The following is a 17,025-nucleotide window of genomic DNA, read 5'->3' on the forward strand; positions in this document are numbered from 1 at the left end:
CCGGGTAGTCGATCCGGGCAAAACACTGAATCATCCGTTCAAAAAAATTCCCGGATTGGATGTCATTTTCCCCATGCACTGCATTTTCGGTACCGATACACCACCGTTCAGTTGACGGATGTGCCCATCAGTACCTGGGAAGAACCTTTGCAGGTGAGATTTGGGTGGAGGGTATACCCGGATGATGTGGAAAGTAATGGCACCCGCAAATCGTGCAATTTTATCTGAAAATCGCGGGTTACGCAGGTACTTCTTTCCAACACAGCTAATTTTTCTGTATCTTAAACCAATGAACGAACAAAACGCATCCCTTCATTTGCCGGTGCACTCCATCGCAGCGACAGAAATCCTGCCTTTTCAATCAATGCGGCACAACGATTGTACTGTTTTTAAAAAAAATCGATTCGCTTCTCCAATAATCCAGTAAAAACGCTAACCCAGGCTCAACCCATGCAACTCTCCTTTCAACATTTGTTTTTCACGCTGGCCTTTACATTTCTGCTTATTGCAGCCCTTATCCTTGCCAAATCCATCCTCATCCCCCTGGGGTTGGCCTTGTTGCTTTCCTTCATTTTACACCCCGTGCATAAAAAATTACGGGAAAAGAAATTTGGTAATATTGGGGCTGCCCTAACCGTGTTGGTGCTCTTCTTTCTGATCCTCATCGGTATCTTGGCGTTCTTTTCTGCAGAAATCCTTTCCCTGTCGGATCAACTAACGGATTTTGGTGATAAATTAATGAACATTTTCACCGACACCGTTGTCTTTCTGAACGAAAATTTTAGCTTTTTAGGCAATTTAGAAAAAGATGCCCTGCTGGAAGATGGAAAGACCTGGCTGAAGGATGCAGGGGCCGGACTGCTTGGAAAAACGTTTAGCAGCACCGCCAGCTTTTTCACCGGCATGTTTACCATGATTATTTATTCCTTTCTATTTTTGATTTACAAACAGGGGCTGGTCAATGCCTTTGTTAAATTTGGTCCGGACGATAAAAAGAACCAGTACCTCACCATGCTAAAAAACATACAGCAGGTGGGGCAAAAATACCTTTCGGGGATGTTAACCTTAATCTTGATTCTGGGTCTGGCCAACAGTGCCGGATTGTGGATCATCGGACTGGACAACCCATTTCTGTTTGGTTTTTTAGCTGCCACGCTATCCATTATCCCCTATATCGGAACCACCATTGGCGCAAGCATACCGGTGCTTTATGCGTTTATGTCCAAAGACGAGCTTTGGGTACCTCTGGCTGTAGCGGCCATGTTTTGGCTGATTCAGGTGATTGAAAGTAACTTTCTGAGCCCAAAGGTGGTAGGGAATAGCGTAAATGTCAATGCATTTGCAGCCATTCTGAGCCTTATCATTGGGGCATCGGTCTGGGGTGTGGCGGGGATGGTGTTGTTTCTGCCATTTGCCGCCATGCTAAAGGCCATTTGTGAAAGCTATGTGCCCCTGCAGCCCCTGGCCATGTTGATCGGGCAGGATGCGTTCAATGACAAGCCCAAAAAAACGTAGCCAGTCTCGGTTTTTTCGGAAACATGGGATTGGTCACCGACTGTTTTCCCCGACTCCTTTGGCCCTGACCCCACCCATCCCTCAACCCTGGCGCTTGCGCAACGGCTGAGCTCGGGCCGAAGTGTTCCAGGCAACGAAATACGATGTGTACGTTTCCCGAAATTGCCTTACTAATCGGCTGTTTCGGTAGTCGGAGCTGATAAGAAAAAAACTGGGGGTATACAATGGGGTACCAGCAGCTGCCTACCTTCGCCTCATATTGCCACTCATGGCTCCCAGTGCCTTTTGGGCACCGCCCATTTTATTCATTTGCTTCATCATCTTGCGCATGTCCGAAAATTGCTTCATTAGGTTATTGACCTCTTGTACACTGCGTCCGCTTCCTTTGGCAATGCGCTTCCTCCGGCTGCCATCGATCAGGGAGGGATTGCCCCGCTCCTGAGGAGTCATGCTGCGGATGATCGCCTCGATGGGAATAAAAGACTCGTCGTCAATATCCAGTCCTTTAATGGCTTTGCCCATCCCGGGAATCATTCCCAGGAGATCCTTGATATTGCCCATCTTTTTTATCTGCTCCAGCTGGGAGAGAAAATCGTCAAAATCGAACTGATTTTTTCTGATTTTTGCATTTAGCCGTTTTGCTTCGTCCTCGTCAAAGGATTGCTGGGCCTTTTCTACCAGGGACACCACGTCTCCCATTCCCAGAATACGCTGCGCCATCCGGTCGGGATAAAACAGGTCCAGGTTTTCCATCTTCTCCCCGGTGGAAATAAACTTGATGGGTTTATTGACCACGTGACGAATGGAAATGGCGGCCCCACCACGGCTATCCCCGTCCAGTTTGGTAAGTACCACCCCGTCAAAGTCAAGGCGCTCATCGAAGGTTTTGGCGGTGTTGACCGCATCCTGACCGGTCATGGAGTCGACCACAAAAAGTGTCTCCGAAGGGTTGAGCGTTTCTTTCAACGAAGAAATCTCGTTCATCATGGCCTCATCCACGGCAAGACGGCCTGCCGTATCAATAATCACCGTTTTCTTTCCGGATTTTTTGGCAAATTCGATGGCGTTTTGTGCGATCTGAAGGGCATTCTGATTGCCCGGCTCGGCATACACCTCGATTCCTATTTGGCTACCCAGCGTCTTCAGCTGCTCCACGGCAGCCGGACGGTACACGTCGCAGCCCACGAGCAGCACCTGTCGGCCTTGCTTTTTGAGGTAAGCACCCAGTTTGCCTGAAAAAGTCGTTTTACCCGATCCCTGCAACCCGGAGATGAGAATCACAGCCGGATCACCTTTGATGCTGATTTCTTCCTTGCTACCCCCCATCAGTTGGGTGAGCTCCTCCTGGGTAATCTTTACCAAAAGCTGTCCCGGAGAAACAGCGATCAGTACGTCCCTGCCCAGGGCTTCCTCTTTGATTTTGTCGGTAACTTCCTTGGCTACCTTGTAGTTCACGTCTGCATCGATCAGGGCTCTGCGGATTTCTTTTACCGTAGTGGCCACGTTTATTTCCGTGATTTTGCCCGTTCCCTTCAGGGTTTTAAACGCTCTGTCTAATTTATAACTCAGATTGTCAAACATGTTTTTTTCTTTTGGAAGAACAAAAATACGTTTTTTTTTTAAGCTTGTCAGGTATCCGAAGAAAGTATTCGGGCAAAGATAAATGCCTTATTTTTTGGAATTGCGGGGATTTCTACTAACTTTTGTTACCAAAAAAAGACAAAAAGGTGTATTTAATATACAAAAATACCCCGATCGGGGTATTTTTTTGATGAAAAAAAAGTTGTTACTTACACGCTCAAATAAATCATTTTCAAGCGCTTACCAGAAAATTCGTATTTATTTAACCAAAAACCAAAAAACGATGATGAAAGACCAAATTCCGCTGTTTATTCCCCTGGGGAATTTTTCAGACCACTGCAACTCCCTGGACAGGAAAAAGCTGGTGCCAATAATTGAACTGGTTCACGAAATGGAACTAAAGTTTTACAAGGCCGAAAAGCTACTGGGCACACAGGATCTCAGCGAATTATCGCTTCGTACCCTGGGCTTGTCGGGGATCCATGTTCGCTTGCTGGATGCCATACTCAAACTTCGCCTGGTCCCCTTATTTGACTGGATGGCCTGGAAGAGTGAGGCCGAGCGGTATTACAAAGACGCCAGCAACCTGTACGAATTGGACACCGTCACGCTGGGCAAGGTAATGACCGTACTACTTCGTTCGCAAACCCTCTACGGCCCCGAATTTCTGGAGTCCAAAATCAAAGACCGATTTGTGCTGAATCTGCTAAAAGCAATTCTCCATTCCGTGGACGGCATCAATTCTTGGAACTATTCAGAAATTTTGGATTAACGCTGCGAGATTTACCCTACAACTACCGAATTGCTTACGGATCGACTTTTTCAATGCTTAATCACCCCAATTTTACTTTTTTGAGCCAAATTCGATTCGCAGGAGGATCGTGCCTTTTTCAAGGCACGGCGCAATCATTTTGCCGGATTTCTGGTAGAAACCCACAAATATTTTCATAAAATAAGTGCATACAACCAAGCTTTTCTGACAAATTCTACGTTATTTCAAGACGAGAGTAAACGAGTGCTTCTGGCATTTTTATTGCTTCGGGCTTGGTTTAGAATTGATGGTAACTAACGATGGTATTGTACGCAAATCGCTTCGCCCTTTTTTTACTACGATGCTTGCTTTTAGCTGCCGGCATTTTGTTGCAAGTTGAGGCGAATGCACAACAGGAACCCCGACTGGCACTGGAAACGAACCCCGTTACCTGTTCCGGCGACGGAAGCATTACCGCTACCTTTGCGTACGATGGGGATGTTTCCGACCTTTTTTTCCAGCTATACCGCCTGCCGGAAGAAGCCCCGCTCGACCAAAATACATCCGGCGTTTTTTCCGGCCTGGCAACCGGAACCTATCGAGTCGCCGCGAGCTTTACAGCCAATGGCACAGCGCTGGAGATTGCCGAAGAAACTACCCTTGCCTCCGAATTCGAACCCTTATCGTATTCCATTCAGGCGCAAAACCTGTGCGAAACCGAATTCGGCAGCATTGAAGTCGTCGTCAACCAGGGAAATCCGGCCACCTTTGAACTGCGGGGAGATACCGAACGCCCGCCGCAACAAAGTCCGGTTTTTGAATCACTTCCCGCCGGTAAATATACCGTGATCGTTACGGATACCTGCGGAGACCGCCTCTCCCAATCCTTCGAGGTGCAGAAAGCCGAATTCATATTGGACCCCGAATTTCAGCAGTTTCAATCGGAACTAAACAGCTGCGGAGAAATACGTGTCGGCCATTTGATTCGCTCGGTCGGCGCCGAAATTGCCTATCCCCTGAACGCTCTTTTTACCGTTCGCAATCCGGATGGGGCCGTTGAGGAAGTCTCCGTGCAGGTGACTGAAGGTGGGGCCACCGAAGGAGTTATCGTCGGAAACCTTCCCTTTTTTCCCGGGGAAGCCTACAGTTACGACCTGTCCGTAACGGACAATTGCGGTCAGGTAGCGCTCCTGGAAAACAATCCCATCGACCGAAGACTTTCCATTTCTAGAGACCTCTTTTGGGGAGCAGGCCTTTGTGGCAAGCGAAGGCTCTCCATCAAACCCGCCAATTTTGTTGCTCCCTATACCGTTACCTTTGCCGAATACCCCGAAGATTTTGACCCTGTGCTGTTCAACGAAGCCCATCCGGGGCCGTTTAGCGAGGAAAACCTTTTTTACGGATCCGAAGAAATGCCACTACCCTTCGGTACCTACAGCTTTAGTATCGAAGATGCTTGCGGAAATAGCGCCTCCATAACCGAGGAATTTAGAGACTTGCTTAGTGGACCCGTTTCCACCGTCTACAAAGGCTGTGGCCCCACTACCGGTTCCCTCCAATTAAATAGTTTTGATTACGAATTCACCCGCATCGAAATGACCGAAGGACCGGAATCCTTCGCCGGGCAACTTCCCCTGGATCTTTCCGAAAACATCAGTCAAAACGACCCTAGAAGGTTCTTTATGAATAGCCTGCCGGCCGGAGAATACGAGTTTGTTTCCAATACCACCTGCGGTACGGAACACAGCACCCGGGTCAGCATCGAAGGCGCCAGTATTCTAACGAACGAAGTGGCCGTAGAAGAAAACTGTGGCTCGTTCAATTTATCGCTGTTCCATGAGGACAACCTGGAAGAAAACCAAACCACACGCTTTGGTATTCAGCGACTGAACCCCGAAACCGGCGAATGGGGTCACCCGGAAACTGGGCTTGCATATACGGAAGGAGAAGAGCTGACCGACGAAAATTCCATCCTTGTCGTCAACCGTGCCACTACCATCAATTTAAGCTATTACGGCAACCTACGCCTGGTAAAGTCCATACGGATATGGAAAAACGGAAGCGACATTGTCCCCAATCAACCGTCCCACAATTTCTGCCTGGAAACCCTCGAAACCTTTGAAGTAAAGGAGCGCAGCAGCTTTACCAGCTTAAACACCTTTCAATGTGTGGAAGGAAGCTATGAATTATCCGTGGATGCGACCGGCTATCCGCCCATTACCTACAGAATCGTAGAAAAAGACGGGCTGCCGTTCGCTATCGACAATGGCCAAAACCCGCTCTTTCAGAACCTGGAGGCAGGAAGGTACCGCTTGCAACTGGAGGATGCCTGCGGCAACCTGACCAATACCACCGTTCAGGTCCGTGGAGAAAACCTTCCCAAGATCATTCCTGAAAACCTCTGCGAGGGAGAGAATGGATCGCTTTCGGTAAGAAACCTGGACTTCCTGACTTTCGAATGGTTCAATACTGCAAACCCCGATGTCATCCTCAGCCGCGAACCCAGCCTGGAGTTCACCCCATTTACGCTGGCATTACACGCAGGCGTTTACGCCGTGCGACTGCGTGACGATACCCCCGGAAGTTGTCTAAACGAAGTACTTGAATTTACCCTTGATGAGGATAGCCTCAACCCCCAGTCGGGGCAGGGGCAAGAGGTAACGGTATGCAAAGGTGAAATCGTCGACCTCTTCGATTTTCTGGATGGCCCGTTTAACGACTACGGGTCCTGGGAAGAGCTTAGCGGCAGCGGGGCCCTGGTGGGCAATGTATGGTCATCGGCCAACCTGGAGGCGGGCACGTATACCTTTGTATACACCATCTCCGGTATTTGCTCCGGGGAACAATCCACCCAGGTCACCATCAACCTGAGTGAGGTTCCGCCACCACCTCAAGGAGCAGGCGTGCAGGAATTTTGCAGCCCCGGAGTGTATACCCTGGCAGACCTGATCGTAACCGGAGAAAACATCCGTTGGTACCTCACCCCGGAGGGGGCCGATGCCCTTCCTGCGGAAAGCGAACTGGAATCCGGAAGGACGTATTACGCAGAACAGCTCTCTGCCGGATGCCCTTCCGATCGGCGCCTGCCGGTAGCCGTACAAATCTACCCCCAGGTGGCGGGGGTTGATATAGGCGCGTCCCAAACGCTGTACCAGATGGAAGTACCCGCTATCCTGGAAGGCGAACAACCCGCCGGCGGGTCGGGAAATTTTTCCTTTCAATGGGAGATTCAATCCGAAGAGGGGCCCTGGACAGCAGTGACCGGGGCAACCGAAAAGGATTTTGCTCCTCCCCCCCTGATGGAAACCACGCAATTCCGACGAATCACCCAGGACGAGGTCTGCGGAACCTTTATAAGCAACGAAGTGACCCTCAGCATAGAAGTGGCTCCCATGGTTGCCAATAATGATGTCTTTGGCCCATTGAGAAACTACGAAGAACACCGGCTGCCCTCTATTCTGGCGAATGATAGCCTCAAATTGGCCCCGGTATCCGGTGGTGAGGTATCTATTTCTATTCTCTCCATCACGGATGAAGCGGGTGTGGAGCAAAACCTGGTGTACTCCCTGGACGAAAACGGTTCGTTTTTTATTCCGGAAGATACACCGACCGGCACCTACCGCATGGAATACCGAATCTGCCAATCCGAGGTACCGACTAATTGTGCGGACGGGATCATTCGACTTCAGGTAATCGGAATCTCCGTGGATCTGGAAAAATCGGTTGACCGAAACCAGGCGGTGCGGGGCGAAATCGTTGACTATTTCATTTCCCTTACCAATACCAGTACCTTTCCTTTGGAAGAGGTTTTGGTGACCGAACTGCTGCCCGAGGGATTGGTATTGCTGTCCAGCAGCCCTGCGGTTTCGGAGCAAGCGACCTGGACCATCCCGGAGATTCAACCAGGCGAAACCGTTCGATTCGAACTATCCGTGCTGGCCGCTGAGGAGGGAAATTACATCAACCAAGTTCGGGTAGCGGTGAAAAACGTCGAAGAAACGGTTGCAAGCGAAGAGCTTCAAATACGACCAAAGATGGTCGATGTGGCCATCCGGGTAAGCTCCGCGATCCAAACGATCCGGGACGGAGACGCGTTCGAATACCTCCTTACCATCACCAATCAGGGAATGGACGAGGCCGAACAGGTCAAAATCGTTGACTTTTTGCCACCGAACCTCATTTACCAGGCGTCCAGTAGCCAGAACAGCGGATTGCCCCAGGATCCGCAGTTCCGTCAGGACGGGCAACAATTGATCTGGGAAGTGGACCGGTTTCCGGTCGGGGCTGAATTGCAAATCCGGGTGACTGTCTTTGCGACGGATGACTGACGGATCAACAACCGGGCGGAGGTGAGTGCCGGCGGCATCGACACTTCTCCCGAAAACAATACCGCGCTGGAGGAAAAAAATATTCTACCCCTATTTATTCCAAACGTGATTAAGCCTGATTTTGACGGGAAGAATGATACCTTTGTTATACGGGCAACCCATAAGTTTGAACGGGTGGAATTACTGATTTTCAATCGCTGGGGAGATCTGGTATTTGCTTCGGAAGATTACCAAAACGACTGGTCCGCCGAAGGGCTGCTTGCAGGCACCTATTACTATCAGGTTACCGGCACCGATCCTCAGGGCAAACGAAAAGAATACAAGGGTTGGGTTCAAGTGATCAAAGAATGAGATGAGAGGAAGCTATTTTTTATACGGAATGGTGGGAATGCTTGGGCTTTTGACGTTTCAAATCCCCGGTAACGGACAACAAATTCCCCAATTCAGCCAGTATACGTTCAATACCTTGCACGTAAATCCGGCCTATGCGGGCTATAAAGTAGATCCCTTCGTACAAGCCACTTACCGGTCGCAATTTGTACATTTCCCAGGAGCTCCTCAGACCTTTACCCTTGCTGCGGATATGGGAAACGCCGAGGAGAGCATGGGCTATGGCCTGTCCATTAGTTCGGACCAATTGGGCCCCAATTCGGTTCATTCCCTACTACTGACGTATGCGTACAAAATACGATTAAACCGGGAAAGTTTTCTGGGACTTGGGATCAGTTCCGGAATCTCCGAATACCTGCTGGACGGGGCAAAACTATTGCCGGATGACCCCTCCGATCCGGGTATTCCGCAGGGACGTATCAATGCCTTTACCCCCAATCTAAATGCAGGACTGCTCTACCATTCCCCGCGGTTTTTCTCCGGAATCAGTGCCTTCAACCTATTGGGGCAACAGCCACTGCGAAACAAAGACCTGGCTTTGGCTACGCACAACTACCATTTCTATTTTCAGGCCGGAGGACTGCTGCCCCTAAGTTCAGCGGTGACCGTCAAGCCCTCCATTCTGGTTCGGGAAGACCTCAACGGTCCGGGCAGCTTCGACGTGAATGCCATGTTTCTATTTAATGAACGTTTTTGGCTGGGTACCTCGTTTCGTTCCGGTTTTGGCAAAAATGAGCTCCCGGAATCCAGTAACTTTGCCACGCGAAGGGCCATCGTGCTGCTAATGGACCTGTTTATCACCGAAGACATCCGATTCGGCTACGCGTACGACTTCAATTTGACTAGCCAAAATAACTACCGCAATAACAGCCACGAATTTTCGATCGGGTACTACATCCAAAGCAGCTGGCTCAAAAGCCCCGAAAAGCGGTATTTTTAGCCGAGGGGCGTTCGCCGGGAATCAATCCCACGTACCAATATTCCCATGAATTTGCTTAATTTGCACGGCATACCTATCGAAGAACGCAGACCAACCTTTTGGATCATGGATTTTACTAAGAAAAACACGATTGTCCCGCATTTTTTGGCCATTCTTTCCTTTTACCTACTCGTGGTGGCCTACTTTTCTCCCCTGGTATTTGAAGGGAAAATGATGTTTCAAACCGATATCCTGCAGTGGGAAGGTTCCGCCAAAGAGCTGCTTGACCACCGCGAAGGCACCGGGGAAGAGGCCTTGTGGACCAACCGCATGTTTGGCGGCATGCCCGCTTACCTGATCCACCTCGATCCAAAGGGAGACATTACCAATACCCTACTAAAGGTTTTTACGCTGGGATTACCGCACCCCATCAGCGCCCTGTTTTTTGGCATGACTGCCATGTACCTGCTCTTGCTGGGATTTCGGGTACGCCCGCTGGTAGCCGTCCTGGGTGCCTGGGCATTTGCGTTCAATACCTTTAACTTCCTGAGCCTGGAGGCTGGACACAATGCAAAAATATGGGCCGTATGCCTCATTCCCTTACTTCTGACGGGCGTTCACCTGGCCTTTCATGGGAAAAAATTGCTGGGCATTGCCCTGACGGCGCTTGCCGTTTTGCTCCAACTCAAGTTCAACCACCTGCAAATCACCTATTATACGCTAATCCTGGTAATCGGCTACGGCATCGCACAGCTACTGGTCTTTTTTCGGGAAAAACGCTTGCCCGAGTTTGCAAAAATCACCGCATTCTTGCTGGCAGCGGCCATCCTGGGTGGATTGGGGAATTTGGCACGCCTGTCCTCCGTATTGGAATACGGCGCCTATTCCATCCGGGGAGAAAGTAACTTGCCGCAGGCGGGACAAAACACCAGCGGGCTGGACCGGGAATACGCATTTAACTGGTCCAACGGAAAACTGGAATCCTTTACCTTGCTGATTCCTAATTATTTTGGGGGTGCCAGTCAGCAACCCCTTCCCGAAGATTCAAAATCGGAACAAGCGCTGCGCGCTCAGGGAGCAGACCCCGCACAAATCAATCAATTCATTCAAAACGCCCCGACCTATTGGGGAGATCAACCCTTTACCGGAGGCCCCATTTACGGTGGAGTCATCCTGGTGTTTTTCTTTGTATTGGGCCTGTTTTTTGCTCCTGCGCCCTACCGCAACGTCTTTCTTACCCTTACCTTGCTGAGCCTGATGCTCTCCTGGGGAAAAAACCTTGCCTGGTTTAATTTCACGCTGTTTGATTACCTTCCCGGATACAACAAGTTCCGGGCCGTGTCCATGGCACTGGGAATCACGCTATTCCTCGTCCCCTTACTCGGGGCGCTGGGGTTGGAAAACCTGCTGCAAAAACCCCAGACGCCGCAGACCAAAAAAGGCTTTTTTATGGCAGTGGGGATTACCGTCGGTTTGATCGTACTGGCAGTAGTCATTGCCTTTGGTTTGAACTTTCAGGGGGCCAATGTTGCCGGTTACCCCGATTGGCTGCTAAATGCGCTGAAAGCTGACCGGCAGCGCCTGCTGCTTTCGGATGCCTACCGTTCCTTGTTTTTTATCGGTGGGGCGGCCTTGTTGATTGCCCTGATACGCTACAAAACGCTGCCATCCCGATGGGCCCTGCTCGGAGTAGGTCTGCTGATTCTGATAGATGTATGGACCGTCAACAGGCGGTATCTGAACGAGGAAAGCTTTACCGAAGACCCAAGTGCGCAGCACTTTGCGCCAAGCCCGGCGGATCGCAAAATCCTTCAGGATAGCGGCTATTTCCGGGTACTAAACATTCAGAACCCCTTCAATGAAGCCCGGACCAGTTACTACTTCAACAGCATCGGCGGGTACCACGGTGCCAAAATGAGCCGGTACCAGGACCTTATCGAGCGGGTACTAACCCCCGAAATGAACGAATTTATCAAGAAAGCGCAGGAAGGAAATTTTGACTACGAGGCCATTCCGGTGCTCAACATGCTGAATACCCGATACATCCTGGCAGGCAGGGCAGAAAATGCCGTTTTTACCAATCCGGAGGCCAACGGCCCAGCCTGGTTTCCCGAGCGGATCGTTCCGGTCGGTTCCAACGAAGAAGAAATCAAAAAATTGGCCGAACTCCAAACCAAAACGGAGGCTACCGTTACTCCCGCCGATGGCGAAAACGTACCTGCTGCCGGGAGTGGAATCCTAACGCTGGAGAGTCGGGGTCCCGACCAGCTCAGCTATACTGCCAAGGTGGACAAAGCCGGACTGGCGGTGTTTTCGGAAATTTACTACCCCAAGGGATGGAAGGCCTTTGTCAACGGGACCGAAACGGACATCCACCGGGTGAATTATTTGTTGCGCGGCATCGTGCTGCCGGAGGGTGAGGTGGACGTAGCGATGGTTTTTCAGCCCGACCGCTACTACCAAACCCGTACCTTATCGACCATCTTTCAATACGCGGTGGTTTTGCTGCTACTCGCTGGCGGCTACCTGGAAACAAAAAACCGCTTCCAGGCATGAGGAAAAAAAACCTGCTTTTTGTCACCCCCTTCTTCCCTACGTTTGTGCGGAGTGACATTCAGCTGCTTCAAGAAACCCATGCCGTCCGTATCAACAGGTACCCATGGCAGCACAAAGCCCTGGCTCCCCTGTTCTTTTTTCTTCAGTTTTTTTCGGTGCTGTACCACATTTTCAGAACCGATGCGATCCTGATAAGTTTTGGTGGGTACTGGTCGGTCTGGCCGGCTGTATTCGGGAAGCTCTTTCGAAAAAAAACGCTGATCATCTTGCATGGAACGGATTGCGCTTCCATCCCGGAATTGGGCTACGGCAGCCTAAGGATTCCGTTGCTAAAAATGGCTTGCGGGCTTTCGTACCGGTATGCCAGCGACCTGGTACCTGTAAGCGAATCGCTTGCCGGAACGGAGCTGGATTTTGATCCCGCCATTCGTAACCGATTCCAGGGAATACGCCACCACTTCCCTGCTGTCACCACGCCGATACACGCCGTACACAACGGCTTTGACCCGGACGCCTGGCCGTTTGAGCAGGTCGAAAACAAAGCCCCGGGCTCCTTTCTGGCGGTCATGTCTGCTGCACAGTACCGGTTGAAGGGAGGAGACCTGATCGCAGCAGTGGCACCCTCGTTTCCCGAGTATCAGTTTACCATCGTGGGAATGGATGCACCCGAAACGACCCATCCGGTCAACCTGCGTTTTGTGGGAAAGGTACCCCAGGCAGCATTGGCCCGGCTTTACCGCCAAAACCGCTACTACCTGCAATTGTCCTCCTTTGAAGGATTTGGCTGCGCACTGGCGGAGGCCATGCTATCGGGTTGCATTCCGATCGGCTCATCCGTCAATCATATCCCCGCCATCATTGGAAACAACGGATTCGTCCTTAGTAAAAAAGATCCCGGCATGCTGCGCCAGCTAATTGATCAACTGGTACACGTGACAGATCCTGAAAAATGGGCATTGAATGCCCGCAGGCACATCATAGCCAGCTACTCGCTTGCATTCAGAAAACAAGAACTCACCCAGCTACTACACGGTCATGCGAAACAGACTTGAAAACTTTCTCGCGGGCATTTCCCGCCAACTATTTCGGATTCCCGGTGGTTTTTTTATCGTCGTACTCCTCAAGCGAATCTTTCCCGCTCCCAATACCTCGCCATCCTGGAAAACCTTCCGGTTTAGAGGCATGGTGTTTCGGGTAGACGTGTCAAAAGGCATGGGAAACGCAATTTTTTGGCGGGGAGCCCATGATTGGGGCCCGTTGTTTGTATTGGAACGAGTGTTGAAAAAAGGAGAAACGTTCATCGATATCGGGGCAAATCAAGGGGAATACACCTTGTGGGGATTGCGCAAAGTGGGGCCGGAGGGAAAGGTAATTGCCTACGAGCCATCCACCGCAATTTTTCAGCAACTGGAAGAAAATATCCGGCTGAACCCAGGGTACACGCAGGCGATAAGCGCCCGTAAATTGGGGCTATCGGACCGTCCCGGAACGTTGAAATTGTATACCAAATCGGGAATCAACGAGGGGGTAAATAGCATGTTTCCCTCGGCTGAGCACGATGTGTTTTTAAACGAAATCGAATTATCCACCTTGGATAGCGAAGTGAGAAGATTGGGTTTGAAACGCGTGGATTGCCTAAAAATTGACGTGGAAGGCGCCGAGTTGGCCGTTCTGAAAGGTGGCCTGAAAACGATTGCGACATTCAGACCAAAAATCCTAGTTGAAATAAACAAAGAGTCCTGCAACGCCGCAGGATACGAGGCAACGGAGCTGGTTCATTTTTTAGAAAATCAACACTACAACCTGTTTACCATCGGTCTTCGTGGAAAATTGACCCCCCTAAAAAAGGATGCCATTCCCGAATTTAGTAATACCATTGCGTTTCCCGTTTGATTAGTTGACGAGGCTGAATGAGCCCGCTTGTTGGTTTTCCACCGCTTGTGAATCGGTGTACCTAAGCTTGTACAAATAACTCCCAACCGGCATTTCGATTCCGTTGTGGGTACCATCCCAGCCCTTGCTGTGGATGTCTGAGGTAAAAAACAGCAGTTCTCCCCACCGGTTAAACACCCAAAACTGAAGCCCTTTCACCTCGGAAAAAACTGGGAAAAAGTAATCGTTTGGGCTATTCCCGTTTGGGCGGAAAGCAGTGGGTACCCTAAGAAAAAATCCGCTTATTTCTACATATTCTTCATAGCTGGTCTGACAACCATTTTCGTCTGCCACGTCCAACCGCACCAAATAGGTACCAGGTTCACCATACCTTACAGTCGGGCGCTGTTGGGTACTTTCCTGGCCATTTCCAAAATCCCAATGAAACGAATGTCCCTCTCCTGAATCTACCTCAGCGAAAAACTGAATTTCGGAATTTTGAAACAACACTCCGGATTCGGTATAGGAGTCAGACGTGAAGGAAAAGGTCGCCTGCATGTCGGGATTCACTACTTGGGTTAGTTCCACTGTTTGACTTACCGTGCAGCCATTCAGGTCAGCAAGGGTAAGTTGGTACACGCCGTCCGCCAAATCAGGGATTAGATGCTGTCCACTTTCCGGGATTACAACTTGTTCAGAAAAAGTGCGCGCGGTACCACTTTCTCCTACAATGTCCAGTACAAAAGGTGAGTCTTCGCCCTCGACCGCTAGCACAATCATTCCAAGGGCGTCCTGATCGCAACCCAGGTCCAGGGTGCTTTCACTTTCCACAACCTCCAGCGCAAAAACCGGAGGGTCGGGTACGATTAATGTGGTTTCGTCACTGCAACCCAGGGAGTCTGTCACTTTCACCGTGTATTCACCCGGTGCAACACCGGTTAAGGTAGCGGTGGTAGCCCTGGTGGGGTCGTTCCACAGATACGAAAAAGGCGCCATTCCGCCAGTCACCGATACGCCGATTTCGTTTTCGTTCTCCTGTCCACAGGTAGTCGAAATAGTCAGCTCTGGCACCAGCGATAAATCATTCTTGTATAGTGTAAACGCCTGGTAGCAGTCGCTCTCGGGAGAAGGTAAGGCATAGAGCGTCAATTCATCGGTATCCATTGTAAGGGACTTCCCCAAAACAACCCCTTGTTCACCCGGATTATTGGGTGGACGCTCGTAAAAATCAGTACCCTCTGGGAAAAATCCAGCAAAGCTGCCAACGATCACCTGATTGGTTTCCGAAACGCATACCGGAATCTCCAAACCATTTGAATTCCATCCACAGTTCTCTTCGAGAAACGGGTTGCTCGCAACCTCAAAAACCAGCGGGCCGCGGATGGATTGGTTTAAGCAGGTCTCTGATTGGTTGTAACCCGTAATAAAAGGTATGGGATCAAGGGGAGTTTGGGTGAGCGCATTGTCTCCAAACAGCGTACCGTCAATGGCTACTTCACCGTTACAGATCAGCATTAGTTCTGAACAGTTTTCCGAAACATGTACCACATAATCAAACGTACCCACTACATCCTGATTGTCTTCCGTTACCGGTAATTGCCCCATTTCCCATACGATCGTCCCGGCGGGTCCACGCGCTGGTTCAAATGAAAAAGCGCCATTGGAGTTTTCGTCAAGAAGTAAATTCGGAGCAGCCTGCGAAAAAGTGAGGCCTTCCGGTAATGGTATTTCAAGCCTGGATCGATCTACCGCGATCTCACCATTATTTTTTACGGTTGCCCTGAATTCCAACGCATCGCCAGGGAAGATCTCGGGGGACACTTCGTTTACGGCGATTCCATTTATCGAAATCAATTCGTGAAAAGTCTCCACCGCCACATCATTGGCATCAATGGCCATGGTGATGTTGTAGATAACGTACACGTCCCAGGTGGACCCGTACCGGAATCGGGTACGCGTTTGGTTGTTTCCTAGTATTCCATTGTTCGGATTATCGATTTCTATAATCGCAATATCCATTCCCGTGTTGTTTTTCAGGTTCGGATTTCTGGGATTACCTCCGGTGTAAATGGAGGAGTTAAAGAAATTAGAAACGTCGTTATTTCCATGGCTCAGTCTTTCAAAATCGTTCGTCTCCCCTCGTTCGATTGCAAAATAATCGCCATCTGCACCTACGTCCCCTTCACCTGCCATTACCCCCAATTTCACATGTACATCTCCACTTTCCGTCGCTGAAAAACCAGATACGTCTATGTCATAAAAGGCCGCACCCTGACCTCTTACAAAGGCATAGCCATCAAAAACGGAAACGTCTCTTTTTTTCATGACCGGGTTTTCATAGACAACTACCATTCCCCAGCCTCCATAGTGATAATTTGTACCTTCGATCAACCCAATATCTGCAACCGTATAGGCTCCTTCTCCCCAGGCCCGTACCCACTCGGTAACGTCCTTGTATCCGACAAACAACCCCAGATCCTCGTTGAGGGAAGCAGGATACCTGATCTCGTTATCAGCTGCTTCAAGTTCAAGGTATTCTTGCTGACCCGGCCCTTTGAATTTCACTTTTCGTTTGTCAAACGGTTTGCGGAAGATACCTTTGGTTACATCAAAGGTAACGTCTGAAGGCCCCCTTCCTGACCAGTATAAGCCGGCAAACAACACCCTGGAGCAAGCAGAATTGGCGCCATTTTCTCTAGAAAACTGAAGGGTGGCGGTTGAACTGTTGAACGTCTCGGGGTCGGCATCCACATCGACGAATACCATCATGCCGTCGTTCATCAAATCCTCTCCGTAATTCAATAAGGTCATGTTGGTATTTCCGATCATGGCAAAATCGCCGTGGATGCTATAAATGGACCGGGATGGAGAGAGAATGGACGTCCGCTCTGAAAAGTCAATTCTGACCTGCGAAAATAAGGTCTCGGTACCCATAAAAAACAAGAAAATAAGACCTGCGAAAAATTGCCTCTTCATAATTCCCTACAAAACCGATGCGCGTAACTCAACTTTAAATTACAAGAATACTACAAAATCTAGTTTTTCCATGCCTCTTGTCAAATTAATTTTCTAGTACAAAGACCAGTAATTAAAATCCAGTAAATAGACCCAAA

Annotated in this window: 10 protein-coding genes; 8 read left to right on the forward strand and 2 right to left on the reverse strand. The window is 49.9% G+C overall.

Annotated elements, in window-relative coordinates:
* The first annotated feature begins 450 nt into the window (after positions 1–450).
* A complete protein-coding gene (locus GCU44_RS12305) occupies positions 451–1,515 on the forward strand; it encodes an AI-2E family transporter (protein ID WP_154856669.1) in 1,065 nt (354 codons plus the stop codon).
* A gap of 243 nt (positions 1,516–1,758) precedes the next feature.
* On the opposite strand, the gene ffh is transcribed toward GCU44_RS12305, so the two are convergent.
* On the reverse strand, positions 1,759–3,096 hold the full coding sequence (gene ffh / locus GCU44_RS12310) for a signal recognition particle protein (RefSeq protein ID WP_092176648.1): 1,338 nt from the start codon (positions 3,094–3,096) through the stop codon (positions 1,759–1,761).
* Positions 3,097–3,379: 283 nt separating this feature from the next.
* Between ffh and GCU44_RS12315 the strand changes: the two genes are divergently transcribed.
* The 7 genes from GCU44_RS12315 (at position 3,380) to GCU44_RS12345 (ending at position 13,933) form a co-directional block, all read left to right on the forward strand.
* Positions 3,380–3,868 carry a DUF6508 domain-containing protein gene (locus GCU44_RS12315; protein WP_143057663.1) on the forward strand — a complete coding sequence of 163 codons (489 nt, stop codon included), beginning with the start codon at positions 3,380–3,382 and terminating at the stop codon, positions 3,866–3,868.
* Positions 3,869–4,212: 344 nt separating this feature from the next.
* Entirely contained in the window at positions 4,213–8,175 is a 3,963-nt protein-coding gene (locus GCU44_RS12320) for a DUF11 domain-containing protein (protein WP_206670836.1), read from the forward strand.
* 21 nt (positions 8,176–8,196) lie between these two features.
* Positions 8,197–8,526, forward strand: coding sequence for a gliding motility-associated C-terminal domain-containing protein (locus tag GCU44_RS12325; protein ID WP_161993937.1), 330 nt, complete (start codon positions 8,197–8,199; stop codon positions 8,524–8,526).
* Between the two features lies 1 nt (position 8,527).
* A complete protein-coding gene (locus tag GCU44_RS12330) occupies positions 8,528–9,505 on the forward strand; it encodes a PorP/SprF family type IX secretion system membrane protein (protein WP_092176656.1) in 978 nt (325 codons plus the stop codon).
* 105 nt (positions 9,506–9,610) lie between these two features.
* Positions 9,611–12,040, forward strand: coding sequence for a glycosyltransferase family protein (locus GCU44_RS12335; RefSeq protein ID WP_154856672.1), 2,430 nt, complete (start codon positions 9,611–9,613; stop codon positions 12,038–12,040).
* Positions 12,037–13,092, forward strand: coding sequence for a glycosyltransferase family 4 protein (locus GCU44_RS12340; protein WP_154856673.1), 1,056 nt, complete (start codon positions 12,037–12,039; stop codon positions 13,090–13,092). Before GCU44_RS12335 ends, GCU44_RS12340 begins: the two co-directional genes overlap by 4 nt.
* On the forward strand, positions 13,076–13,933 hold the full coding sequence (locus tag GCU44_RS12345) for an FkbM family methyltransferase (protein ID WP_154856674.1): 858 nt from the start codon (positions 13,076–13,078) through the stop codon (positions 13,931–13,933). The genes GCU44_RS12340 and GCU44_RS12345 overlap by 17 nt, the downstream gene beginning before the upstream one ends.
* On the opposite strand, the gene GCU44_RS12350 is transcribed toward GCU44_RS12345, so the two are convergent.
* A complete protein-coding gene (locus GCU44_RS12350) occupies positions 13,934–16,888 on the reverse strand; it encodes a PKD domain-containing protein (RefSeq protein WP_154856675.1) in 2,955 nt (984 codons plus the stop codon). It lies immediately after the preceding gene.
* Between the last annotated feature and the right edge of the window lie 137 nt (positions 16,889–17,025).

The organism is Cyclobacterium xiamenense (genome assembly GCF_009467825.1).
GTDB lineage: Bacteria > Bacteroidota > Bacteroidia > Cytophagales > Cyclobacteriaceae > Cyclobacterium > Cyclobacterium xiamenense.